This is a genomic window from Pseudomonas sp. S60, from assembly GCF_016647865.1.
In the GTDB taxonomy this organism is placed as follows: domain Bacteria; phylum Pseudomonadota; class Gammaproteobacteria; order Pseudomonadales; family Pseudomonadaceae; genus Aquipseudomonas; species Aquipseudomonas parafulva.
The window spans coordinates 15,673-37,776 of the sequence record NZ_JACVVH010000048.1; the positions used below are offsets into that span (position 1 = coordinate 15,673).

Genomic DNA, 22,104 nt, shown 5'->3' on the forward strand with positions numbered 1-22,104 from the left:
CGGCTACAACTCGAAGCCCAGCATGATGGCGCACACCACCAGGAACACGCAGAACATGCCACGCAGCACTTTTTCGGGTAATGCGTGGGCCAGTTTTACGCCCCAGCTGATGCTGAACAAACCGCCCACCGCCAACGGGATGCCCACTGCCCAGTCCACACTGTGGTGCACCCCGTACGTCACCAGTGTGACCAAGGTACTGGGCGCCGCCAGCGCCAGCGATAGCCCCTGTGCCACCACTTGGGTAGTGCCGAACACGCTGGTGAGCACTGGGGTGGCCACTACCGCGCCGCCGACGCCGAACAGCCCGCCCATGGTCCCGGCAAAACTGCCCAACACACCCAGCCAAGGCCAAGGGTGGCGCATTTCGGCGCTGGCTGGCGCTACCTTCATGAACAGGCGTGCAATATTCCAGAGCGCCAGCGCGACGAGAAAGCCGACGAAGCCCAGCCGCATCGAGTGAGCATCCAGCCCAACCGCCCAGATTGACCCTAACCAGGCGAATACGAAGCTGCACAACGACAGCGGCAAGGCATGGCGCAGCTCGATACGGTTGCGCTGGTGGTAGCGCCACAGCGCCAGCAGCACGTTCGGCACCACCATCACCAGCGCTGTGCCCTGGGCCAGCTGCTGGTCCAGGCCAAACAGCACGCCAAGCGCCGGAATGGCGATCAACCCGCCGCCAATCCCGAACAGCCCACCCACAGTGCCCAGGCCTGCGCCCAGCACCGCATACAACACCCACTCGATCATCCTGGCTCCGCTTCAACACGCTATCAAGCCGGCCATGCTAGCGACTGCAAGGCGACAGGGGAACGCAAATACGCAGTGTCGTGAATTTGAAACGAACTCTGCTGGCGTATTGCTGCTCGAATTCTTCAAGAGCCGCTTGACCCTCGTCCCAGCCGGGCCGCGGGCGCTGCGCAGTGAATGACGCTGGTAGTGAGCGCACCAACCATCAGCGTGCGAGATTCTTATTCGACGAATTCAAGGACCTGCATGAACGCCGACACCAAAGCCACTGGCGCCGAGCTGCTCCTGGACAACCAGGTCTGCTTCGCCCTGCACTCTACCTCGTTGCTGATGACGAAGGTCTACAAGCCGCTGCTCCAAGCCCTCAACCTCACCTACCCCCAATACCTGGCCATGCTGGTGCTGTGGGAACATGATGGGCTGACGGTGGGAGAGATCAGCCAGCACCTGCTGACCGACCCAGGCTCACTCACCCCTTTACTCAAACGCCTGGAAAGCGAAGGCCTGCTCAAGCGCACCCGCAGCCGGGAGGATGAGCGGGTTGTGATGGTGCAGCTGACCGACAAAGGGCGTGCGTTGCAGGAACAGGCCAAGGAGGTGCCGCAACGCATCCTTGAAGCCAGCGGGCGAACACTTGAAGGGTTGCAGCAATTGCAGCAAGACTTGCTTGAGCTGCGCGATCGGCTGCACAAGAGCCTGTAGCGGGCACAGCTTTCAGCATGCATAAAAAAACCCGGCAAGTGCCGGGTTTTTGCGTTACGCAAGAAGGTTTACTTCTTGGAACGGCCTTTGTACACGCCACCTTCACGAGTGTCGATGTCGATCCACTCGTCGATGTTGATGAAGTCGGCAACCTGCAGTTCGGTACCGTTCTTCAGCTTGGCAGGCTTCATGACCTTGCCCGAGGTGTCGCCACGTGCAGCGTTCTCGGTGTAGACCACTTGGCGGCTGATGGTGGTCGGCAGTTCAACCGATACCAGGCGGCCTTCGAAGAACACGGCTTCGCAGACGTCTTCCATGCCTTCTTCGATGAACGGCAGAACGGCTTCGATGTCCTCGGCGTTCAGCTCGTACATGGTGTAGTCGGTGGTGTCCATGAAGGTGTACGAGTCACCGCTGATGAACGACAGGGTCGCTTCTTTGCGATCCAGGATCACGTCGTCCAGCTTGTCGTCCGCACCGTACACGGTTTCGGTCTTGTAGCCGGTCAGCAGGTTCTTCAGCTTGGTCTTCATGATCGCGCTGTTGCGACCCGACTTGGTGAATTCGGCTTTTTGTACCAGCCACGGGTCGTTGTCGATCCGCAGTACGGTGCCGGGTTTCAGTTCTTTACCAGTTTTCATTACGCAGTATCCGAATCTGGATGGATTTATAAAAATCGAGGCCGCATATCATAGCCAATTTCGGTAAAACTGTACCAGCGTCATGGCGAGGTCCGGCTGGGCGGCCTGTTTTGCACACCATTGGCGGGCGTGGGCCTGCAGTTCCTGCCAGTGCACCATGAACCCGCGCCAGGCGGTGTCCATGTCCTGATGCTTGTTCCAGGCCCGCCATAGAGTCAGCAGCGCGTGCGCGGCAGGCTCCGACAGGCCTTTGCGGTAAATCGCCAGAAACGCCTCGAGTTTTTCCCAGTGGGCATTCTCTTCCTGCACGTAGATGTGCCACAGCATGGGCCGCCCGGCCCACTGGGCGCGCACGAACGAATCTTCGCCGCGCACCGCGTTGAAATCGCAGCACCACAGCAAGCGGTCGTAATCATCCTGGCTGACGAAAGGCAACACCTGCACGGTCAACGTACCACGCTGGTGAATGGCGCCTACCACCAGTTCAGGCTCATTCAGCCAGGCGCAAAGCTCAGGCACGATGCGGCCCTGGGGCACCAGCATGTGGCTGGGGTTGGTAGCGTTGGCCAGGGCGTCCAGCCAGCCGCCCAGTTGCGGGTTTTCGTAGGCGAACAGCGAAATCAGGGTGGCGCCGGCCTGGGGCTGTACCCCAAGCCTGGCAAGGTGCCCGGCGCGCTGGGCAGGGTCGGCCTCGAACGCCTCGCGGCGGGCCAGCAAACCGGCCTCACGCAGCAGCCCGCCCGTACGCTCGGTGAACCCGGGGAAGAAGAACACGGTGCGCAACCCATTGGGTTTGGGTGACGGCAGGCCATGGCAGCCCTCGACCCAGTCTTCGGCGCTGAGGTATTCCAGGTTCAGCCACAAGGCTGGGGCCGGGCGGCTGCACAAGGCTTCGACATAGGCGTCAGGCAAGCGGCAACCGAAGGCGGCAATCACCACATCCGCCGTACCCGCGGGCGCCCACTCGGCCGGCCAGTGAAGCACCTCGACACCCTGTTGCATTTGCCGGGCTGCGCCCAGGTCGGCGCCGGGGCACAACGGCACGAATGCCCGCAGGTCATCCACCCACAGGCGCACCGCCACCCCATGCTCGGCAACCAACTGGCGAGCCAGGCGCCAGGTGACGCCGATATCGCCATAGTTGTCGACGACCGTGCAGAAGATATCCCAGGTGGCTTTCACGTGCCCCGCCCTCGCCCATGCCCAAAAGCGCGAATTCTGCGCATAAACTAAGGCCAACGAAAGCACTGTCGCGGATTATTACCTTGCCCATGCGACAATGCGCCCATTCTGATGCCCAGGAGACTGCCATGCCCCGCCCCCGCGAATTGAGGATTACCCTCAGGCCTTTGCCTTTGATACTCAGCGTAGCGGTGGGCCTGTGGCTTGGCGCTGGCGCCATTGCACTCAGCATCTGGGCTGCGTCATTCATATGGCCAGAGCCGCCACGGCCATTGGACGAGGCCGCCACTACCAGCGCCCCGCATACAGCGCCCCCGCCAGCGGCTGCCGACGATTCCCAAGCGCGCATGTTCGAGCAGTATAAAAAGGGGTTGCAGAAACAGGCGGCAGAAGCCGCACAAGGCGACCCGCGCAACCTCGACAGCCCCAAGTGCCAGTTCTGGTTGCAACAGAACCGCACGGCGCCCACCGACAAAAGCCAAGCCAACGTGCTGGAGTTCTGCTACTGATCATGAACAAGCCGCTTTTACTGGCACAGATCGTCGCCACCCTCGAGCGTGACCTGGACGTGCTGACCCGCGCCGCGCAAACCGCCTACGAAACGGCAACAGCCGAAGAAAACGTTGCCGAGAACAAGTACGACACACTGGGCCTGGAAGCTTCATACCTGGCTACCGGCCAGGCGCGCCGCAGCGCCGAGATCCGCCAGGCGCTGCTCGGCTACCAACAACTGCTGCTGCGCGACTACGACCCGCAACGTGGCGTTCAGGTGAGCAACCTGATCACCCTGGAGGATGAAAAGGGAGCCCGGCAGCAGCTGTTTCTGGGCCCCGCAGCCGCTGGCTTGAAGATCGCCGACGGCACCCAGGCAACCACCGTGATCACCCCTCGCTCACCGCTGGGCCAGCAACTGATCGGCAAACGCGTTGACGATGAAGTGACGCTTGCCGCACACACCCTGGTGATCGTCGCCGCCACCTGAGCTACGACGCCTGCCCATAGCCACCCTTGTTTACACTGCCCGCCAAGAGATCCGCATGACCAACCCCACCCTCAGCCGCGCCCTGATCCTGCTGATGGCCACCGCCACCGGCCTGGCCGTGGCCAGTAACTACTACGCCCAGCCGTTGCTCCACAGCATTGCCGAACAGTTCGGCCTGAGCACCGCGGCTGCCGGCAGCATCGTCATCGCCGCGCAACTGAGCTACGGCGCCGGCCTGCTGCTGTTGGCGCCTTTGGGCGATCTGTTCGAGCAGCGCCGCCTGATTACCGTGATGACCGCCATCGCCACCCTTGGGCTGATCATCAGTGCGTGCGCCCCGAGCCTGCCCTGGCTGATTCTAGGTACCACGCTTACCGGACTGTTCTCGGTGGTGGCGCAAATTCTGGTGCCCATGGCCGCGTCCCTCAGCGCTCCCAACCTCAGGGGGCGCGCGGTAGGGACGCTGATGAGCGGCCTGTTGCTGGGCATCCTGCTGGCACGCACCGCAGCCGGCTTCATGGCCGAGCTGGGTGGTTGGCGCAGCATCTATGTGCTGGCCGCCGTACTAATGGCTATTACTGCACTGGCCCTGCACCGCAACCTGCCCCAGCACCACAGCCATGCTGGGCTGAAGTACCCGGCGCTTATCGGCTCGGTGTTTCGGCTGTTTGCCCAGGAGCCGGTACTGCGCCTGCGTTCGCTGCTGGGGTTGCTGGCATTCAGCCTGTTTGCGCTGTTCTGGACGCCGCTGGCCTTCCTGCTGGCCAGCGAGCCTTACCATTACTCCGACGCGGTGATTGGCCTGTTCGGGCTGGCGGGGGCCGCGGGCGCGTTGTCGGCCAACTGGGCGGGCCGCCTGGCAGACCATGGCAAGGGGGCGCTGGGCACCACCGTAGGCTTGGTGGTGCTGTTGCTGTCATGGGTGCCGCTGGGGTTCGCCCAGCAATCGCTGGTGGCGTTGCTGCTGGGGGTACTGATGCTGGACCTGGCAGTGCAACTGGTGCACGTCAGCAACCAGAATGCCGTTATCGCCCTGCGGCCCGAGGCCCGTACGCGGCTTAACGCAGGGTATATCACCTGCTACTTCATTGGCGGCGCCTTGGGCTCGCTGCTGGGTACGCAGCTGTTCCAGCACCATGGCTGGCCGGGCATCGTGGTGGCAGGGTTGGCAATTGGCACCTTGGCGCTGCTGGTGTGGGGCCTGGCCCGCCGCGCAACGCCAGCCATGGCCTGACACCAACGGCGCGCACTGATCGCTTCGGGCCGAAGGCGGCTGCTAAGATGCCGCCTTTTTCTTGGCCTTCAGGAACCTCGACATGCCTGCGTGCAACCCTCGCCTGCCCTTCAGCCTGCTCAGCCTGGGCCTGGCCTTGCAGTGCCCCAACGCCCTTGGCCAGGGCAGCCTGGAGCTGGCGCCGGTGCAGGTGTCCGATACGTATGCCGCAGGCAGCTACCAGGCAACCCAGGCCGCGGTCGGCGGCTTCCAGCCGGGCCCGACACTGGATACCCCCGCTTCGATCAGCGTATTCAGCCAGCAAATGCTGGAAGACCGCCAGGTGCGCCTGCTCAGCGAAGTGCTGCAGGGCGACGCCGCGGTGGGCGAAAGCTATGCGCCGGTGGGGTACTACGAGAACTTCAATGTGCGAGGCTTTGAGCTCAATGCTGCCAGCAGCTACCGCGTCAACGGCCAGACCGTGGTCGGCGAGCAGAATGTGGCGCTGGAGAACAAGCAGCAAGTAGAGCTATTGAAGGGGTTGTCTGGCTTGCAGAGCGGTGTGTCCGCACCCGGGGGCCTGATCAATTATGTGACCAAGCGGCCTGAAGCGGTGCGCAGCGTCACGCTGGCCGGCACCGACCAGGGTGGGCGCTACCTGGCCACCGACCTTGGCGGCTGGTTCGGCAGCGAGCGGCAGTTCGGCCTGCGTGCCAACCTGGCGCACGAGACCATCGGCTCGTATGTGGAGCACGCCGATGGCAAGCGGGACTTTGCCTCGCTGGCGTTCGACTGGCAGCTCAGCCCTGCTGCCACCTTGCAGCTCGATGCGGAATACCAGCACCGCGAACAACGCTCGGTGCCGGGCTATCAGCTACTGGGTGGCCGCGAAGTGCCCCATGGCATAGCCCCCCATGACCGCCTGGCCTATCAGGGCTGGGCCAAACCGGTACAGAATGACTCGCTGAACCTGGGCGGGCGCTTTGAGTACCGCTTCAGCGACGCATGGGCCGCCACGCTCAGCGGGTCCCGCAGCAAAGCGGTCATCGACGACTACAGTGCCTTTGCCTGGGGCTCGAGCGAAGGTGCGTTTTTCTCCGGCACCGGCGACTACGACATCTACGACTTCCGCAGCCCCGATGACACGCGCCGTATCGATGAAGTGCAGGCCACCCTGGATGGGCACTTCGATGCGCTGGGCGTGGGCCATGAGCTGACCCTCGGCACCAGCGCCCAGCGCCGCACCCAGGACCAGCGGCCCTACTACAACGAGTGGCTGGGTACCGGCAACATCGCCACCGGCGCCCCGGCCCTGGCGCCATCGAGCAACCCGGTGGGCGCCAGCGAGCGGCGCCTGGACAGCCGCCAGTACGGGCTGTTTGTCACCGACCGCATCCATTTCAGTGAGGCGTGGCAAACCGTGCTGGGCGCCCGCGAGGTACGCCTGGACGAACGAACCTGGGACCAGGACGGTGTTGCCGGGCGTCACACCCAGCAGTACCAGTTGCTGCCCAATGCGGCGCTTATCTACAAACCGCAGCCGGACACCACCCTGTACGCCAGCTATGCCAAAGGGCTTTCTGCCGGCGGCACAGCGCCGTGGTTTGCCAGCAATGCTGCCGAGATACTTGCCCCAACCCTGTCGCGCCAGCTGGAGGTGGGCGTGAAGCACGACTGGCAAGGCCTGAGCCTGAGCGCTGCCTTGTTCCAGATACGCCAGGCCTACCAGTACGCAAGGCCCGACGGCGGCGGCAGCTTCACCTACGTGCAGCAAGGCCAGCAGAAGAATACCGGGCTGGAGCTGGGGGCCACTGGCTGGCTTACGTCCAACCTGCAGGTGCAGGCCAGCGCAGCCGCCATTCGCGCGCGGGTGCAGGGCAGCGGCACTGATGCCTATGAAGGCCACCAGGCGATCAACGTACCCAGGTTCCGGGCGGCCCTGTATGGGGAGTACAACCTGCCGGTGCCGGGGCTGGCGCTGCTGGGTGGCGGGCGCTACAGCGCCAGTAAAGCCGCGAGCAAAAACGGCGACGTGAAGGTGGGCGGTTATGCCGTATTCGACCTCGGCGGCCGCTACCGCACACAGGTGGGTGGGTACGACACGGTGCTGCGGCTAACGGTGGACAACCTGTTCGACAAGCGTTACTGGCGCGATGTGGGGGATTACCTGGGGGACAATTACCTGTTCCAGGGTGCGCCGCGCACCGCCCGGCTGGCGGCCACGGTTAGCTTTTGATACCAGGGCACTGGATGAGTGAGGATGGCACCGGCTGCGCCGGTGTTCGCCGGTAGACCGGCTCCTACAGGATTGGGGGCGGGTTTCACCGCCCTCCTCCAGCCCTCACAAAACAGCCAATAACAAAAAGCCCCCGGGCTTTTCAGCGCGGGGGCTCTTCGTAGAATGTGGCGGTGAAGAAGGGATTTGAACCCTTGATACGATTTCTCGTATACACACTTTCCAGGCGTGCTCCTTCGACCACTCGGACACTTCACCGTTTTCCCTACAAGCCTTTCAGCCTGTCGAGGCGCGCTAATTTAGTGGAAGGTCTTTTCTTTGGCAAGCATTTTTTTCAAATTTTTCATGTATTTGCATCAGAAGCCCGGCAAGGGCTGACTGGCCAGTCAGCCTTGCTGCTTTACCTGGCCCTCGGCGCTGGGTAACGTCATCGCCACGCCAACAACAGGACTGCGCCATGAGCGAGCTGATTACCTACCACGCCGAAGACGGCATCGTCACCCTGACCCTGAACAACGGCAAGGTCAACGCCATCTCACCGCAGGTGATCGCCGCGTTCAACGAGGCCCTGGACCGTGCCACCGAGGCACGCGCCGTGGTGATCATCACCGGCCAGCCCGGCATTCTGTCTGGCGGGTACGACCTCAAGGTGATGACCAGCGGCCCCAAAGAAGCCATCAGCCTGGTCACCGCCGGTTCCACCCTCTCCCACCGCCTGTTGTCGCACCCCTTCCCCGTCGTGGTGGCGTGCCCGGGCAATGCCGTGGCCAAAGGCGCCTTCCTGCTGCTGTCGGCCGACTACCGCATCGGCGTCGAAGGCCCCTACAAGGTCTGCCTGAACGAAGTGCAGATCGGCATGACCATGCACCATGCGGGCATCGAACTGGCCAGGGACCGCCTGCGCCGCTCGGCCTTCCACCGTTCGGTGATCAACGCCGAGGTGTTCGACCCACAGGGCGCGGTGGATGCCGGCTTCCTCGACAAGGTGGTGCCGGCTGAACAACTGCACGACGCCGCCCTGGCGGCCGCACGCGAACTGAAGAAGCTGAACATGCTGGCCCACAAGAACACCAAGCTCAAGGTACGCAAAGGGCTGCTGGATGCGCTGGAGAAGGCTATAGAACTGGACCAGCATCACATGGGCTGACCGCGCCTGTTTGCCCCAGCCAGTGCACAGCCGTACACTGACGGGCGACTGTCTGGTGTGAGTCGTACCATGCTCTATTGTGTTCGCATGTTCCTGCTGGGCCTGCATTTTCTGGCCGTGGGTGCCGTCGGCCTGGTCATTGGCCTGTGCCGCCCGTTCAACCCCGCCAACAGCCGGGTGTTCGCACGCCTTTACAGCGTGCCAGCCACCTGGCTGATGCGCGTCAAGGTCAAGGCGGAGGTGGGCCCGCTGTGGGACCAGCCGCCTGGCTGCGTCATCGTCGCCAACCACCAATCCAACTTCGACCTTTTTGTGCTGGGCCAGGTGGTACCGCAGCGTACCGTTGCCATCGGCAAGAAAAGCCTGGGCTGGATCCCGTTGTTCGGCCAGCTGTTCTGGCTGGGTGGCAACGTGCTGGTCGACCGCAAAAACGCCTACCAGGCGCGCAAAGCCCTGCAAAAGACCACCCGCGTACTGCAGAACGGCACGTCCATCTGGATATTCCCTGAAGGCACACGCAACCCCGGCGACACATTGCTGGCCTTCAAGAAAGGCGCGTTCCACATGGCGATTGCGGCAGGCGTGCCGATCGTGCCGGTGTGCGTCAGCCGCTACGCCCGGCGCCTTGACCTCAACAGCTGGCACCCACGCACGGTCAGCGTGCGCTCACTGCCCCCCATCGCCACCACGGGCATGACCCAGCAGGACCTCCCCGCACTCATCGAGCACTGCCGTGCGCAGATGCAGCAATGCATCGACCACATGGAAGCCGAACAGCCCTGAGCCTGGTTGCTCTCTGGGCGGGGAAGGACCAAGCTGTAGCCCGTGTTCAACCGGAATAAGCGGGCAACCATGGGGCGAGTCGTGGCATCGGCGGTGTACACCGCCGGCAGAAAGGTCACCAACATCAGCATCGATGAAGGCAGCGAATGGGCCCGCAAGCCGGGCCATTTCGTGTGGATTGGCCTGGAGGAACCCAACGCCGAAGAACTGGCCAACCTGCAACGCCAGTTCAACCTGCACGAACTGGCCATCGAAGATGCCCTGGAAAAGCACAGCCGGCCCAAGCTGGAAACCTTTGGCGATGCCCTGTTCATCGTCACCTACTCGCCGGTACGCCACCAGGGGCGGCTGGAATTCATCGAAACCCATATTTTTGCCGGCAACGGCTACATCATCACCTGCCGCAACGGCCATTCGAAATCCTATGCCCTGGTGCGCCAGCGCTGCGAGGCCAGGCCGCTGCTGCTGGAACACGGCGAAGACTTCGTGCTGTATGCGCTGCTGGATTTCGTGACCGAGAACTACCAGCCGGTGAGCGAAGCCATCCACGCCGAGATCGAAACCCTGGAGCAAAGCGTGCTGGGCGGCTCGCTGCAGGAAAACGACATACGCCGCCTGCACAGCCTGCGCCGGGATATCCTGCGCCTGCGCCGCTATGTGGCGCCGATGGTGGAAATAAGCGAGGAACTCCAACGGCTGAGTTTCCCCTTCATCGACAAGAACATGCGCCCGTATTTTCGCGACGTGCAAATTCACGTGACGCGGCAGATGGAAGACTTGTCGAGTATCCGCGACATCGCCAGCCAGACCATCGAGATCGGCATGCTGCTGGAGTCGTCACGCCAGAGCATCGTGCAACGCAAATTCGCCGCCTGGGCGGCCATTTTGGCCTTCCCTACGGCCATCGCCGGCATCTACGGGATGAACTTCCAGAACATGCCCGAGCTGAACTGGCACTACGGCTACTTCACCGTGCTGGGGGTGATCGGCTTGGGTTGCGTGGGGCTGTACGCCAGCTTCAAGCGCTCCGGCTGGCTTTGAGGTGGCCAGGGCCGCAGCGCGGCCCTGCGCCTTACGCGGCGTCGTGTTTACCGACAGGTTGCTGGATAAACCGCAACATCCACTCACCCACCAGGTCGCCCTGGTGCTCGGTGGCCAGGCTGGCGATTGCGCGCTGATACACCTCATCGCCCAGGTGTTCATGGCGCGCATTGAGCAACGCCCGCGAATAATCGTTGACGAACTCTGGGTGGCCCTGGAAGCACAGCACCTGGTCGCCGATGTGGTAAGCCGCATTGGGGCAGAAGTCACTGGATGCGACCACCGCCGCGCCTTCCGGCAGTTCGGTCACTTGGTCCTGGTGGCTGATGAGCAGGGTAAGTTCAGGCACCTGCGGGATCATCCATGGCTGCTGGGTCGCCAGCGAGTACCGGTGGGTACCCACACCCCAGCCCTGCTCCGCCCGCTCGGCCTTGCCACCCAGGGTCAAGGCCAGCAGTTGATGGCCAAAACACACGCCTAGCAACTTTTCACCGCGCGCGTACAGCTTCAGCAGGTAGGCCTTGAGGGTTTGGATCCAGGGATCGGAACCGAACGAATCCGCCTTGCTGCCCGTCACAAGGTAGGCGTCGAAGACTTCGTCGTCGGCGGGGTAATCGCCGTTCATCACGTTGTACACGCTAAATTGTGCCGCAATGGGCTGACGCGAAAACAGCTGCTCGAACATCCTGCCGTAGCCCTGGTACTGGGCGGTCAGCTCCGGTCGCAGAACATCGGTTTCAAGGATGCAGATGCGTAACGACATAGGGTTAGTCCTGAACGACATGGGTGGGGATCAGGTGTAGAGCGTGACGCGAAAGGCACGTACAAGCAAGTAGGCTGCACTGACGAACGGTCACAACCAATGGTAACCGGCAGCAGCGTCGCGCAGGCGTCTAGCCAGAGCGTGGCACGGTGCACAGCGACCTTTACATAGCCAGAAATAATCAGCAGGCACTCGCTTAGAACAAAGGGTTCTCAATCATGGATAACGCAGGCCCTACTGTTGGTTGTATATCACGTAACAAGAGGCAAGCAGTCACCCCGCAACACGGTGCCACTGTGATCGACCCGAAGCGCGACAAGGAAGCCAACGGGTATTCAGGAATAACAACAAGAAGGCGGTCAGCCATGTTCAGACATTCAAAAGTTCGCCAGGCCGGGCTCATACTCGTCGCCACCACCTTGCTGCTGATCTTGCCGAACCTCACACGCTTGTTCGGTTGAGCGCAGCGCTGGCGCCAAAGGGCGACGCACAGGTAACCTGCCGACCTCAATGGTCGGAGCTTTCCATGCGTTACTGCCTCATGCTGCTTGCACTGGTTGCAGGCCTGCCCGTCTGGGCAGCGCAACTGCACCTCGAATTAGGCAACGGTGAACGCCAATGGAGCAGCGAAGCGCTGCTGGCTCACCCGCAGGCGCAGGCCATTGCGGTCGACCACGATGTCTCGTACAAGCGGCCTATGCACTACCGGGGAGTGCCCCTCAGCGCCTTGCTGGAGGGCATTGGCCCTGATGATCATCTGCAGGCCGTTGCAAACGATGGCTTCGCGGCAGAAATGCCAGCCGCACCCTTGCTGCAACAGGGCCCGGCCAGGGCATGGTTGGCAGTTGAAGACCCAGACCACCCCTGGCCGGCCCTGGGCAAGGGCAAGGGCAGTGCCGGGCCGTTTTACCTGGTCTGGACCCACCCACAGGCAAGTGGCATACGGCCAGAGCAATGGCCATTCCAGATCGCGACACTGCGCAAGCTTGCGCCCGTGCAAACGCGCTTTCCAGCGCTGCTCCCCGACCCGCAACTGCCTGCACACAGCCCCGAGCAGCGAGGGTTTGCCCTGTTTCAACAAAACTGCCTGGTGTGCCATACCCTCAATGGTGCCGGTGATGGTCAAGTGGGGCCAGACCTGAACACCCCGCATAGCCCTACGGAATACTTCCAGCCTGCCTACCTGCGCATGCTGATCCGCAACCCGCAAAGCGTGCGGCATTGGCCCCAGGCCAAGATGCCGGGGTTTACCGTTGATGTGCTCAGTGAAAATGACCTGGATGAACTGTTGGCCTACCTGACCCATATGGCTGGGCGCAGGCCGTGAAACCCAGGGCCGCGCGGCGACCCTGAACGCCATGGATCAAGCGGTAAGCCGCTCCTGTTTGACGCCCCACCCTTCCACTTCACCCCCATAGGGTGTCACCAGCTGTTCGAAGGTTTCCTCGAAATCGCCGATGCCGCCGTGGGTGGCGTACATGACCTTGCTCAGCTCCAGGTGCCACCCCCCATCGCCCAGCTCGGTGACCTGGGCATTGAGCGACTCGCCCCGGAACTGCGTGGCTGCACGCCGCGCTGCAGCCTCGTCCGGGAACACGGCATAGAACTCGATGGGGTGAATTTGAGTGAAGTCGAAACCGCCTGCCTTCATCTGACGCAGGACGTTGCTGCTGATGTCGTCGTTTTGGCTGCTCATGAATCGTCCTCCTGAGTAACGCGATGGATAGACTTTCCGTGCACTACGCACCTGCCGGTAATGGCCTGGCAGTTCGAGCTGTTGCAAGACGCGAGTTTAAGAGGTGCCTGCCCGCAGAACGGCAGGCACCTTCCAGCAGCGTAGTGCCCTTGCAGGCACCACGCAAACCTGTGGTTCAGGGCGCTTCGTGGATACTGGTGATGGTGACGCCGCTGTGCTCCTTGAGCCAGCGTGCCGTGGGAGAAATGGCCCGGTCCTGAAAATCGTTGAGGTCCAGCTCATCCATGACCGGGAACAACTGCGTGCGTATTGCACGTGCGGCGTCTTCCTCGCTGGGGCAATGTTCGGCCTGCAGCACGATCGAAGACGGTGCGCCTTTCTGGTCGGCAAAGATGACTTCCCACTCTTTCATCGAACGAGCCCTCTCAATCAAACGACATCTGGTTTGCGATGCCTGAATTACTGACCTTGGGCCTGGGAGAATGTTCAGAAAGTTGCGGGCTGCCTGAGCGGCAGCCCGCTGCCTGTTAAGGCGCTACTTGGGCGTGCCGTGCACCACCCCTGCGGTGTTGTCCAGCAGGCTCTTGGTGGCGGTCTGAATGTAGGCTTCCAGCTGCTTGAGCATCTGCGGCTGGTCCGGGCTTTCGATCAGCTCGGCCTTGAATTCACGGCCCAGCTGGTAGCGATACAGCCGCGGGTTCATGTCCTTGGACTCGATCAGCACGCGGTCGCCCTGCACCAGGCCGACGATCTGCTCGCTGCCCGATGGCTTGATCATGCCCACGCCCTGGTCGCCTGCAGGCAGGTTGAGCAGGTCACGGCCCCAGCACTGGTGACGGGTTTCGCCACCCAGGCGGCCCATGATGGTGGGCACGATGTCCACCTGGGTGCCGACGGTGTGGTTGACCGCACCGAACTTGTCCTGGATGCCTGGTGCAATGAGCAGCAGCGGCACGTTGAAGCGGCCCAGGTCCAGCTCGGTGACCTGCTGGTGGTTACCAAAGCCGTGGTCGCCAACGATCACGAACAGGGTGTCCTTGAAGTAAGGCTCTTTGCGTGCCTTCTCGAAGAACTGGCCCAGCGCCCAGTCCGAGTAGCGCATGGCGGTGAGGTGCTCGTCCAGGGTGCCCTGGCCGGTGACTTTCTCCACCGGCAGGTTGGCGGGCAAGGCGTACGGCGTGTGGTTGGACAGGGTCTGCAGCAGGGCGTAGATCGGCTTCTTGCCGTCATGCTTAGCCAGTTCCTGGTTGCCACGGTCGAACATGTCCTGGTCGGACACGCCCCAGGTGGGGTCGGAGAACACCGGGTTGACGAAGTCGTTGCGGCCAATGAACGTGGTCATGCCCTGGTTGCCGAAGAACCCGGACTGGTTGTCCCAGGCAAAGTCACCGTTGTATACGTAGACGTCGTCGTAATCCCGGGCACTGAGCAGCGCCGGCAGGCCGGACAGCTTGTGGCCCCCTTCCGGGGTTTGCATCAGGTACTCGAAGCCCGGCAGGTTGGGGAAGCACGCCATGGTGGCGAACATGCCCTGGTGGGTATGGGTGCCGTTGGAGAAGAAGCGATCGAACAACAGCCCTTCCTTGGCCAGCTTGTCGAAGTACGGGGTGATGTTGTTGGGGCTGCCCAGCGCGCCCACCGAGTGGCCGGCAAAGCTCTCCATCAGGATCACCACCACGTTCTTGATCGGCAGCGTGTTTGCGGCGGATGGCAGGAAGTCACGGCGCACGGCGGCTTCGTCGGCATCCACCAGGGTGTCGTTGGGCGTCAGCAGTTGCTGGCGCACGGTCTGGGTGGCCACGCCTTGCTCCAGCACCGGCTTCCAGATGTTGGCGCGGTCTTCACCGAAACGGCTCTTGGCTGCATCGATCAGTGTCAGGGTACCGTTCAGGCCCAACTGGTTGACGAAATTGGAGTCGGTGGTGAACGCATCCCCCCATCGCATCGGTGGGCCCTGGCGCAAGGTGCCGCGGGCGGCGACCACGGCCACCAGCAAAATCACCATGAACACCGCCAGCCGGTTGTACCAGGGGGCGACACGCTGCACGCCATCACCACGGGTAGCGCGGTCGACCCCCTTGAACAGCAGGCTGAGCAGCCAGGTGCCGAAGGCCCAGGCCAGCAGGTAGCGCACCACCGGGAAACCGTACCAGAGCATGCTCATGACGGTCTTGGGGTCTTCCTTGATGTACTGGAACACCAGGCCATTCAGCCGCTGGTGGAACTCGCGATAGAAGTCCAGCTCCATCAGGCCGAGGAACATCACCACGCTGGATGTGAGGGTGAGCCAGAAACGGAACACCCCGCGCCGCGCCATGGCCCACGGGCTGAGCAACGCCAGCAGCAGCGGCACACTGATGTACACCACCACCCGCAGGTCGAAGCGCAACCCGTTGAGGAAGCCCTCGGCAACGGTTGCAGCAGGCGTATCGCCGACCATGTCGCTGTTGTAGACCAGCAGCGCAAGGCGCACGAGGCTGAGCATCAGCATGATGACCAGCGCGCTCAACAGCGTGTAGGCCAGGTGGGATTTGAGGGTGGGCGAGAACGACGCTCGCGCGCCCCATTGCTTCAAGGCGTCCGGGTTGGCCATGAACGGGAAGGTCCTAGAATTGCGGTTTGCGAAGAGCGCGACGGCCGAAGGCCATCGCAGCATTGTGCGGGAGCGGATTCTGTTTAAATCATTGTGAAAATTTTGTCACGGCCCGATTGGCACTGGCGGCACTGCGGCCGGGTGCCCGGCCGCCAATGTTCAGATACGCACGTTGCCGCGTGGGCCGGCGATGGCCCATATCACCAGGCCAACCACGGGTAGCAGCGCGATCAGCAGTATCCACAGCACCTTGCTGCCCACTTCGTTGCCGCTCTTGATCACGTTGAGAATGGCCCAGATGTCCAGCGCCAGAATGATCAGGCCTACCAGGCTGTTGAACGTCGATCCCATGCCATGTACTCCAGTTCAGGGGGTTGATGCTGCATAGCATAGCCAGCTATTACGTCGATAGAGCGGAATCCTTGGCGCCAGGCTCGGGTCACTGCTTAGACTGCATTGTCTTTTGAACCCGAGGTTTGCATGCCCCCTGTACACAGTCACAGCGCCGCCGCTTCCCCGCTAAGCGCCTGGCGGCAACACATCGCCAACAACCCATGGGTAGGCGCCGGCCTTGTTCTCAGCCTGCTGGCGGTGCTCGTGCTGCTGGGCGCCAGCCTGTGGAATGCCGTGCACGGCGACCATTCGCAGCACCTGCACCTGGCGGCCGTAGGTGGCCTGGCAGGGTTCGGTGCCACGGCACTGGGTGCAGTATTGGCGGTGGTGCTGCGTGACGTGAGCACGCGCAGCCAGGATGTGATGCTGGGTTTCGCAGCAGGCATGATGCTGGCGGCCAGTTCGTTCTCGCTGATTCTGCCGGGCCTGGATGCCGCGCGGGACATCACCGGCAGCGGCCCTGCTGCGGCGTTCGTGGTGGTGGTGGGGATGGGCCTGGGGGTATTGCTGATGCTCGGGCTGGACCGCTTCACCCCCCACGAGCATGAGCGGGTGGGCGTAGCCGGCCCGGAAACCGAGCGGTTCAGCCGGGTGTGGCTGTTCGTGCTGGCGATCACCCTGCACAACCTGCCCGAGGGCATGGCAATAGGTGTCAGCTTCACCAATGGCGACATGAACATCGGCCTGCCGCTGACCACCGCCATCGCCATCCAGGACATCCCTGAAGGGCTGGCGGTTGCGCTGGCCTTGCGCGCTACCGGGCTTTCGAACCTGAAGGCTGCCCTGGTGGCGATCGGGTCTGGGCTGATGGAGCCCTTGGGTGCAGTGATCGGCCTGGGAATATCCACGGGTTTCGCGGTCGCCTACCCTATCAGCATGGGGCTTGCAGCCGGGGCGATGATTTTTGTGGTCAGCCACGAAGTCATCCCGGAGACCCACCGCAATGGCCACCAGACCTCGGCAACCCTGGGCCTGATGGGCGGCTTTGCAGTGATGATGTTCCTCGATACCGCACTGGGCTGAGCACGGCGCCTGTGCACGTCGCTTAGACGTGCACGGCAACCTTCAACGCTTCCAGGGCAGGTTCAACCTTGATGCCCAGCGCCGCACCCAGCTCCGTCACACGCGCCAGGTCATGCTGGCCGACCATCACCATTTGCAGTTCGTCATCGAGCAACTGGCTGAAGTTGAGCAGCACGTACCCCCCTGCTTCCTTGTTCAAGGCACCCATCTGCACCTGGATGCGGTTGAGCGCGGTCAGCGGCTCGGTGCGTGCCAGTTGCTTGGGCTTGAGGGTAAGCGGCACGCTTTGGTCAAACGAGCCGCTGATGTGCTCGAACAGCTCCTGGTAGCTGTCGGCCTGGAAGACCACGGTATCGGGCAAGCTGCCGAGCACTACCCACTCACCCAGGGGCATGGGGAAGCTGTCGTCATAGTTGATGTCGGGGTTGGCGGCAAGAAATGCCGCCGGGTCGGCGTAGGCCTGGGCAGCCTCATCGGCAATGCGCTCGATATCGGCCTCACGCATGCAGCCTGCGCCAATGAGGCTGATGAATTCGAGCAACTGAGTTTTCATGAACGGGGCCTGCGGCGGGTAAAAAGGTGCCAAGGATAGCCGCAAATGCCCCTGTAACGTTAGCCTGCCAGCGCTTGCAGGCGCGCCGCAGCGTCTACTGCGCCCATGGTGTGGGCCGCAACCAGGGCAGTGGCGCCACGTGCATCCTGGCGCGATGGGTCTGCGCCTTGGGCCAGCAGGTAGTCAAGAATCTCCAGGCGGTTGAACATGGCCGCCAGCATCAGCGCCGTACGCCCGTCCTGCGCGGCTGCATCTACCGGTACGCCGTTCTCGAGCAGCAGGCGGATCATGGCCATGTCGCCCTTGAACGCGGCCCCGGCAATGGGCAGCTGGCCGTTATCGTTGGCGATCAGCGCATCGGCACCGTGGGCCAGCAGTACACGCACCGCATCGTGGTGGCCGTGGTAGCTGGCCAGCATCAACAGGGTATCGCCCTTCTGGTTGCGCAGGTTCACGGGCAGGCCGCTGGCGAGCAAGCGCTCGAGCATCTCGGCGTCGCCTTGGCGGGCGCGGTCGAACACTTGTTCGGCAAAGGCGGCGGCTTCATCGGCGGTCATTTGAGAGGGCGCGGCTTGGGTCTGCATGGGGGAACCTCCTGGCAATAATCGGTGCCTAAGTGTTTGTCAGGCCCCGGTTGCGGGTCAAAGGTTCAGAATCTATCGCTGCGATAGCCCAACGAGCCCCGCCGTGCAAAATGCACTGTGCAAATTGCACGACCTTGCAGCTTGCACGGAGGCTCTTCTTGAAGTAAGCCGCAAACCATTGATTTACAAGGGTTTTGGCAATATCCAAAAGCTGGCACGGTCACTGCAATCTACAACTCCACGATTGCCCTACACCTGTCAGGAGTTGCCATGAACCTTATCCAGGAAAAATTCGTTTCGGTCTTTTCGGCTTACCAGGTTGCTACCCAGCCTCGTCCGGACGGCGGTGTTCTCCTGACCCTGCGCGCCGCTGACGGCAAGGTGACCCGCCGTGTGCTCACCTACGGGCAACTGCACAGCGCCGAACAACTGTCTTGGGCCATCAGCGCCATCCGCCGCGACCTGGCCGAGCAAGCCAGTGAGCTGCCGGTGATCACCATGCTGCAAAGCCAACAGCGCTTCGCCCTGCCGACCTACCGCTAAGTGGTCGCCTGCCTGAGCTGGCCTGTTGGCGGGTGACTCCCGATGGATTCACCCTCGAACAGACCAGCAAGGCCTATTAAAGTTCGTCGATTCCCAAAAACGCCCGTGCGGCGTCATCGCCCGTATATAACGGCATTGCACTCTGCTCGCTTCCATAAAGCCTGAAAGCAAGGCAAAACGGGGTTTCGCCCAATTCCACCCAGCGCCGCGTGTCCGCCGGTATGGTCAACTGATCGCCTTTCTCGCACACCACTGAATACACCCACCCGCCCAAGCGCAAGCCTAGCTGCGCACGGCCGCTGATCACCGCGAACACTTCCTGGCCGTCATGGGTGTGCTCTTCCCGCAGCGCTGTGGTGTCCCCCTGCTCGCCGTCGCGGTTCACCAGCCGATAGACGGAGCTGGCGTGGGTAGACATGAGTTGGTCAAGGTGATCACCACATGCGCCCAGCACATCTACCTCAGCTGTGCCTGGGCGTATTCGAAGACCATGCTCGGCGTGGATCAAAGACACCCCGTGCTCGGCCAGCGCCGCCTCGATGTCTTCCCGGTGGGTCAGCACCTTGTTGGGCAATGCCGGGCTGGAAGGGTCAAATACGCAGAGAATGCTCATCAGCGGTCAGGTCCTGGTCGGTTGCGAACGGGTCGCCATGATAACGGCTGCAGCCAGCGCCGAGGCGCTGGCCATACCAAAGGTGAAGCCTGGCCCCAGCCATGTCCAGCTGTAGCCGGCGTACAGTGCGCCAAGCGCCCCGCCGGTGCCTGAAAGCGCGGCGTAAAGAGCCTGGCCCTGACCTTGCTGGCGCGGCCCGAAACTGGCCTGCACAAACGCAATGCTGGCGGCGTGAAAGCAGCCGAAGGTGGCAGCATGCAGCAACTGTGCGAACACCAGTATCCCAGGCTCCGCCGCCAGGTTGCCCAGCAGTAACCACCGCACGGCCGCCAGCACGAAGCTGGCCAGCAGCACCCGCTGGATACTGAACCGCGCGAACAGGCGGCTCATGGCCATGAACATCAGCACCTCAGCCACCACGCCCAACGCCCACAGCAGCCCGATGGCGCCGCGGCTGTAGCCCAGGTGTTCCAGGTGCAAGGTCAGGAAGGTGTAGTAAGGCCCGTGGCTCAGTTGCATCAGTGCCACGCACACATAGAACGCCACCATACCGGGCGCTCGCAGTTGGTGCAGAAAACCGCCGGCTGCGCGGCGCTCGCCCTGCTCGACGGGCTGGGCATTGGGTACCCACAGGCTGGCGGCGACGATGCCGGCCATGATGGCCACCAGGGCGACCGGGTAGATATCCAGGCTCAACCACTCGAACAGGCGGCCTAGGCCGACCACGGTCAGGATGAAGCCAATCGATCCCCACAGGCGTACTTGGCTGTAGCGTGCGGTTTGGCCATGCAGGTGTGCCAGGGTGATGACTTCGAACTGGGGCAGCACTGCATGCCAGAAGAAGGCGTGCAACGCCATGACCAGTGCCAGCCAGGCGTAGCTTTTGCCCAGAAAAATCAGGGAAAAGGTCGCCAGGGTGCACAATGCCCCCAGGCGCACGATAAGCAGACGCTGGCCCGTGCGGTCCCCCAGCCAGCCCCACAGGTTGGGGGCGATGCAGCGCATCAGCATGGGGATGGCCACCAACTCGCCAATACGTGCCGGCGTGAAGCCCAGATGGTCAAAGTACAGTGCCAGAAACGGCGCCGTGGAGCCCAGCAGGGCGAAATAGAACAGGTAAAAGCTGGACAACCGCCAGTAAGGGATCGCGGGCATGGAATGGCCTTGGTGGCCTGCTGCGGGTGCTTCGCTAGGCGAAACACCCGGCACGGGCGGGTAAACGCTAGCGCAGTACGGGCGTGGTGACCTTGACGTCGGCGTTCTGCGCGCGGTGGCGAAGTAGGTGGTCCATCAGTGCAATGGCCATCATCGCCTCGGCGATAGGCGTGGCGCGGATGCCGACGCACGGGTCATGCCGGCCCTTGGTGATGACCTCGACGGGGTTACCGTGCACATCGATGGAGCGGCCTGGCACGGTGATGCTGGACGTTGGCTTCAAGGCCAGGTGAGCGACGATTGGCTGACCGGAAGAGATGCCGCCCAGGATGCCACCGGCGTTGTTGCTGAGGAAACCTTGCGGGGTCATCTCGTCACGGTGCTCGGTACCGCGCTGTGCCACGCTGGCAAAGCCCGCGCCGATTTCCACGCCCTTGACCGCATTGATGCTCATCAGGGCATGTGCAAGCTCGGCGTCCAGGCGGTCGAAGATCGGCTCGCCCAGGCCAGGCATCACGCCTTCGGCGACCACGGTGATCTTGGCGCCGACCGAGTCCTGGTCACGGCGCAGCTGGTCCATGTAGGCCTCAAGCTCCGGCACCTTGCTGGGGTCCGGGCTGAAGAAGGCGTTCTGTTCTACCGACTCCCAGGTCTTGAACGGGATCTCGATAGGGCCCAGCTGGCTCATGTAGCCACGCACCGTGATGCCCTGGGTAGCCAGGTACTTTTTGGCGATGGCACCGGCAGCCACACGCATGGCGGTTTCACGGGCCGAGCTGCGGCCACCGCCGCGGTAGTCACGCTCACCGTACTTGTGGTGGTAGGTGTAATCGGCGTGAGCGGGGCGGAACAGGTCCTTGATTGTGGAGTAGTCCTTGGACTTCTGATCGGTGTTGCGGATCAGCAGGCCGATCGAGCAGCCCGTGGTACGGCCTTCGAACACACCGGACAGGATTTCCACCTCGTCGGCTTCCTGGCGCTGGGTGGTGTGCCGGCTGGTGCCGGGTTTGCGCCGGTCGAGGTCGTGCTGCAGGTCGGCGAGGGAAATTTCCAGGCCTGGCGGGCACCCATCGACAATGGCGACCAACGCCGGGCCATGGCTCTCGCCTGCGGTGGTGACAGTGAACAGCTTGCCATAGGTATTGCCGGACATGGACGCTCCGCGAGATCTGCCTGAGATGAACGAAAGGCGGCAGTATACAGGATGGGGCTGGGAGGTGGCGCGGCGTACAAACCAGGCGGTCGCGCGCGCCTGTAACAGGCGTGACTGGCTCGAAACAAACGTAGGAGCGAGCGCAGCTCGCGATGCGCCGCGCGGGCGGCTCTCGATTTCTCAGGCGCTGCAAATATCACGCTGACCACCTCCCGGCCCAACCGCGTTCTACCGGTGAAGGGCCCCGGGCCGAAATTGCATCAGCGCTACCAGGTGTTCGGCTCAAGAGGGTTTGCGCCTATTCGACCGAGCGCCGCCTGCGCGGCGCATCGCGAGCTGCGCTCGCTCCTACATT

24 protein-coding genes and 1 tRNA gene are annotated in these 22,104 nt (G+C 62.7%); 11 read left to right on the forward strand and 14 right to left on the reverse strand.

Features of this window, described 5'->3' with window-relative positions:
* Positions 1–3 precede the first annotated feature (3 nt).
* Entirely contained in the window at positions 4–753 is a 750-nt protein-coding gene (locus IAE33_RS20245; protein WP_201164829.1) for a sulfite exporter TauE/SafE family protein, read from the reverse strand.
* Between the two features lie 246 nt (positions 754–999).
* Here IAE33_RS20245 and IAE33_RS20250 point away from each other — a divergent pair, with 246 nt between their 5' ends.
* Positions 1,000–1,455 carry a MarR family winged helix-turn-helix transcriptional regulator gene (locus tag IAE33_RS20250; protein WP_201164830.1) on the forward strand — a complete coding sequence of 152 codons (456 nt, stop codon included), beginning with the start codon at positions 1,000–1,002 and terminating at the stop codon, positions 1,453–1,455.
* A 68-nt stretch (positions 1,456–1,523) separates the two neighbouring features.
* Here the strand turns inward: IAE33_RS20250 and IAE33_RS20255 are convergent, their stop codons facing one another.
* Entirely contained in the window at positions 1,524–2,096 is a 573-nt protein-coding gene (locus IAE33_RS20255) for an elongation factor P (RefSeq protein WP_028634770.1), read from the reverse strand.
* A gap of 48 nt (positions 2,097–2,144) precedes the next feature.
* Positions 2,145–3,278, reverse strand: a complete 1,134-nt coding sequence (gene earP, locus IAE33_RS20260; protein ID WP_201164831.1) for an elongation factor P maturation arginine rhamnosyltransferase EarP — start codon at positions 3,276–3,278, stop codon at positions 2,145–2,147.
* 128 nt (positions 3,279–3,406) lie between these two features.
* Here earP and IAE33_RS20265 point away from each other — a divergent pair, with 128 nt between their 5' ends.
* From IAE33_RS20265 to IAE33_RS20280, 4 genes are all read left to right on the forward strand, one after another.
* Positions 3,407–3,787 (forward strand): hypothetical protein, encoded by a 381-nt coding sequence (locus IAE33_RS20265; RefSeq protein WP_201164832.1) that lies wholly within the window; start codon positions 3,407–3,409, stop codon positions 3,785–3,787.
* Positions 3,788–3,789: 2 nt separating this feature from the next.
* Positions 3,790–4,260 (forward strand): GreA/GreB family elongation factor, encoded by a 471-nt coding sequence (locus IAE33_RS20270; protein ID WP_060481565.1) that lies wholly within the window; start codon positions 3,790–3,792, stop codon positions 4,258–4,260.
* A 55-nt stretch (positions 4,261–4,315) separates the two neighbouring features.
* Positions 4,316–5,494, forward strand: coding sequence for an MFS transporter (locus tag IAE33_RS20275; RefSeq protein WP_028634766.1), 1,179 nt, complete (start codon positions 4,316–4,318; stop codon positions 5,492–5,494).
* 82 nt (positions 5,495–5,576) lie between these two features.
* Positions 5,577–7,709 carry a TonB-dependent siderophore receptor gene (locus tag IAE33_RS20280; RefSeq protein ID WP_201164833.1) on the forward strand — a complete coding sequence of 711 codons (2,133 nt, stop codon included), beginning with the start codon at positions 5,577–5,579 and terminating at the stop codon, positions 7,707–7,709.
* Between the two features lie 168 nt (positions 7,710–7,877).
* Here the strand turns inward: IAE33_RS20280 and IAE33_RS20285 are convergent.
* Positions 7,878–7,967: transfer RNA gene (locus IAE33_RS20285), tRNA-Ser, on the reverse strand.
* Positions 7,968–8,166: 199 nt separating this feature from the next.
* Between IAE33_RS20285 and IAE33_RS20290 the strand changes: the two genes are divergently transcribed.
* The 3 genes from IAE33_RS20290 to IAE33_RS20300 all read left to right on the forward strand — a co-directional run bounded on the left by IAE33_RS20290 (position 8,167) and on the right by IAE33_RS20300 (position 10,680).
* Entirely contained in the window at positions 8,167–8,856 is a 690-nt protein-coding gene (locus IAE33_RS20290) for a crotonase/enoyl-CoA hydratase family protein (RefSeq protein WP_028634764.1), read from the forward strand.
* A 69-nt stretch (positions 8,857–8,925) separates the two neighbouring features.
* Complete coding sequence (locus IAE33_RS20295; protein ID WP_201164834.1) at positions 8,926–9,639, forward strand: lysophospholipid acyltransferase family protein; 714 nt, start codon at positions 8,926–8,928, stop codon at positions 9,637–9,639.
* A gap of 69 nt (positions 9,640–9,708) precedes the next feature.
* Positions 9,709–10,680, forward strand: a complete 972-nt coding sequence (locus tag IAE33_RS20300) for a magnesium and cobalt transport protein CorA (RefSeq protein WP_028634762.1) — start codon at positions 9,709–9,711, stop codon at positions 10,678–10,680.
* 31 nt (positions 10,681–10,711) lie between these two features.
* Here the strand turns inward: IAE33_RS20300 and IAE33_RS20305 are convergent, their stop codons facing one another.
* A complete protein-coding gene (locus IAE33_RS20305; protein WP_201164835.1) occupies positions 10,712–11,443 on the reverse strand; it encodes an amidotransferase in 732 nt (243 codons plus the stop codon).
* 526 nt (positions 11,444–11,969) lie between these two features.
* Here IAE33_RS20305 and IAE33_RS20310 point away from each other — a divergent pair.
* Complete coding sequence (locus tag IAE33_RS20310) at positions 11,970–12,770, forward strand: cytochrome c (protein WP_201164836.1); 801 nt, start codon at positions 11,970–11,972, stop codon at positions 12,768–12,770.
* A gap of 36 nt (positions 12,771–12,806) precedes the next feature.
* Here the strand turns inward: IAE33_RS20310 and IAE33_RS20315 are convergent, their stop codons facing one another.
* The 4 genes from IAE33_RS20315 to IAE33_RS20330 all read right to left on the reverse strand — a co-directional run bounded on the left by IAE33_RS20315 (position 12,807) and on the right by IAE33_RS20330 (position 16,083).
* A complete protein-coding gene (locus IAE33_RS20315) occupies positions 12,807–13,139 on the reverse strand; it encodes a ribonuclease E inhibitor RraB (RefSeq protein WP_028634759.1) in 333 nt (110 codons plus the stop codon).
* A 175-nt stretch (positions 13,140–13,314) separates the two neighbouring features.
* On the reverse strand, positions 13,315–13,551 hold the full coding sequence (locus tag IAE33_RS20320; RefSeq protein ID WP_028634758.1) for a hypothetical protein: 237 nt from the start codon (positions 13,549–13,551) through the stop codon (positions 13,315–13,317).
* Between the two features lie 123 nt (positions 13,552–13,674).
* Positions 13,675–15,732, reverse strand: a complete 2,058-nt coding sequence (locus tag IAE33_RS20325; RefSeq protein WP_201164837.1) for an LTA synthase family protein — start codon at positions 15,730–15,732, stop codon at positions 13,675–13,677.
* A 159-nt stretch (positions 15,733–15,891) separates the two neighbouring features.
* Positions 15,892–16,083, reverse strand: a complete 192-nt coding sequence (locus IAE33_RS20330) for a PLDc N-terminal domain-containing protein (protein ID WP_028634756.1) — start codon at positions 16,081–16,083, stop codon at positions 15,892–15,894.
* Between the two features lie 129 nt (positions 16,084–16,212).
* Between IAE33_RS20330 and IAE33_RS20335 the strand changes: the two genes are divergently transcribed.
* A complete protein-coding gene (locus IAE33_RS20335) occupies positions 16,213–17,148 on the forward strand; it encodes a ZIP family metal transporter (RefSeq protein WP_060481572.1) in 936 nt (311 codons plus the stop codon).
* 22 nt (positions 17,149–17,170) lie between these two features.
* Here IAE33_RS20335 and IAE33_RS20340 read toward each other — a convergent pair whose 3' ends face one another.
* Positions 17,171–17,701, reverse strand: coding sequence for a hypothetical protein (locus IAE33_RS20340; RefSeq protein ID WP_201164838.1), 531 nt, complete (start codon positions 17,699–17,701; stop codon positions 17,171–17,173).
* Between the two features lie 59 nt (positions 17,702–17,760).
* The gene (locus IAE33_RS20345; RefSeq protein ID WP_201164839.1) at positions 17,761–18,285 is read right to left on the reverse strand and encodes an ankyrin repeat domain-containing protein; all 525 of its coding nucleotides are present in this window, start codon (positions 18,283–18,285) and stop codon (positions 17,761–17,763) included.
* Between the two features lie 270 nt (positions 18,286–18,555).
* Between IAE33_RS20345 and IAE33_RS20350 the strand changes: the two genes are divergently transcribed.
* A complete protein-coding gene (locus tag IAE33_RS20350; protein ID WP_201164840.1) occupies positions 18,556–18,828 on the forward strand; it encodes a DUF3509 domain-containing protein in 273 nt (90 codons plus the stop codon).
* Between the two features lie 76 nt (positions 18,829–18,904).
* On the opposite strand, the gene IAE33_RS20355 is transcribed toward IAE33_RS20350, so the two are convergent.
* From IAE33_RS20355 to aroC, 3 genes are all read right to left on the reverse strand, one after another.
* Positions 18,905–19,441: an oxidase gene (locus IAE33_RS20355; protein WP_201164841.1), complete on the reverse strand. Its 537-nt coding sequence runs from the start codon at positions 19,439–19,441 to the stop codon at positions 18,905–18,907.
* 6 nt (positions 19,442–19,447) lie between these two features.
* On the reverse strand, positions 19,448–20,596 hold the full coding sequence (locus IAE33_RS20360; RefSeq protein WP_201164842.1) for an MFS transporter: 1,149 nt from the start codon (positions 20,594–20,596) through the stop codon (positions 19,448–19,450).
* Between the two features lie 67 nt (positions 20,597–20,663).
* The gene (aroC, locus tag IAE33_RS20365; RefSeq protein ID WP_201164843.1) at positions 20,664–21,749 is read right to left on the reverse strand and encodes a chorismate synthase; all 1,086 of its coding nucleotides are present in this window, start codon (positions 21,747–21,749) and stop codon (positions 20,664–20,666) included.
* Positions 21,750–22,104 lie beyond the last annotated feature (355 nt).

What these genes read in the sequence shown, in the direction of transcription:
- IAE33_RS20310 (WP_201164836.1), top strand. Translation starts at nt 11,970, where the DNA reads ATGCGTTACTGCCTCATGCTGCTTGCACTGGTTGCAGGCCTGCCCGTC.
- IAE33_RS20315 (WP_028634759.1), bottom strand. Translation starts at nt 13,139, where the DNA reads ATGAGCAGCCAAAACGACGACATCAGCAGCAACGTCCTGCGTCAGATG.
- IAE33_RS20350 (WP_201164840.1), top strand. Translation starts at nt 18,556, where the DNA reads ATGAACCTTATCCAGGAAAAATTCGTTTCGGTCTTTTCGGCTTACCAG.
- IAE33_RS20280 (WP_201164833.1), top strand. Translation starts at nt 5,577, where the DNA reads ATGCCTGCGTGCAACCCTCGCCTGCCCTTCAGCCTGCTCAGCCTGGGC.
- IAE33_RS20290 (WP_028634764.1), top strand. Translation starts at nt 8,167, where the DNA reads ATGAGCGAGCTGATTACCTACCACGCCGAAGACGGCATCGTCACCCTG.
- IAE33_RS20330 (WP_028634756.1), bottom strand. Translation starts at nt 16,083, where the DNA reads ATGGGATCGACGTTCAACAGCCTGGTAGGCCTGATCATTCTGGCGCTG.
- IAE33_RS20275 (WP_028634766.1), top strand. Translation starts at nt 4,316, where the DNA reads ATGACCAACCCCACCCTCAGCCGCGCCCTGATCCTGCTGATGGCCACC.
- aroC (WP_201164843.1), bottom strand. Translation starts at nt 21,749, where the DNA reads ATGTCCGGCAATACCTATGGCAAGCTGTTCACTGTCACCACCGCAGGC.
- IAE33_RS20255 (WP_028634770.1), bottom strand. Translation starts at nt 2,096, where the DNA reads ATGAAAACTGGTAAAGAACTGAAACCCGGCACCGTACTGCGGATCGAC.
- IAE33_RS20270 (WP_060481565.1), top strand. Translation starts at nt 3,790, where the DNA reads ATGAACAAGCCGCTTTTACTGGCACAGATCGTCGCCACCCTCGAGCGT.
- IAE33_RS20320 (WP_028634758.1), bottom strand. Translation starts at nt 13,551, where the DNA reads ATGAAAGAGTGGGAAGTCATCTTTGCCGACCAGAAAGGCGCACCGTCT.
- IAE33_RS20300 (WP_028634762.1), top strand. Translation starts at nt 9,709, where the DNA reads ATGGGGCGAGTCGTGGCATCGGCGGTGTACACCGCCGGCAGAAAGGTC.
- IAE33_RS20250 (WP_201164830.1), top strand. Translation starts at nt 1,000, where the DNA reads ATGAACGCCGACACCAAAGCCACTGGCGCCGAGCTGCTCCTGGACAAC.
- IAE33_RS20345 (WP_201164839.1), bottom strand. Translation starts at nt 18,285, where the DNA reads ATGCAGACCCAAGCCGCGCCCTCTCAAATGACCGCCGATGAAGCCGCC.
- IAE33_RS20295 (WP_201164834.1), top strand. Translation starts at nt 8,926, where the DNA reads ATGCTCTATTGTGTTCGCATGTTCCTGCTGGGCCTGCATTTTCTGGCC.
- IAE33_RS20355 (WP_201164841.1), bottom strand. Translation starts at nt 19,441, where the DNA reads ATGAGCATTCTCTGCGTATTTGACCCTTCCAGCCCGGCATTGCCCAAC.
- IAE33_RS20245 (WP_201164829.1), bottom strand. Translation starts at nt 753, where the DNA reads ATGATCGAGTGGGTGTTGTATGCGGTGCTGGGCGCAGGCCTGGGCACT.
- IAE33_RS20335 (WP_060481572.1), top strand. Translation starts at nt 16,213, where the DNA reads ATGCCCCCTGTACACAGTCACAGCGCCGCCGCTTCCCCGCTAAGCGCC.
- IAE33_RS20360 (WP_201164842.1), bottom strand. Translation starts at nt 20,596, where the DNA reads ATGCCCGCGATCCCTTACTGGCGGTTGTCCAGCTTTTACCTGTTCTAT.
- IAE33_RS20305 (WP_201164835.1), bottom strand. Translation starts at nt 11,443, where the DNA reads ATGTCGTTACGCATCTGCATCCTTGAAACCGATGTTCTGCGACCGGAG.
- IAE33_RS20340 (WP_201164838.1), bottom strand. Translation starts at nt 17,701, where the DNA reads ATGAAAACTCAGTTGCTCGAATTCATCAGCCTCATTGGCGCAGGCTGC.
- IAE33_RS20265 (WP_201164832.1), top strand. Translation starts at nt 3,407, where the DNA reads ATGCCCCGCCCCCGCGAATTGAGGATTACCCTCAGGCCTTTGCCTTTG.
- IAE33_RS20325 (WP_201164837.1), bottom strand. Translation starts at nt 15,732, where the DNA reads ATGGCCAACCCGGACGCCTTGAAGCAATGGGGCGCGCGAGCGTCGTTC.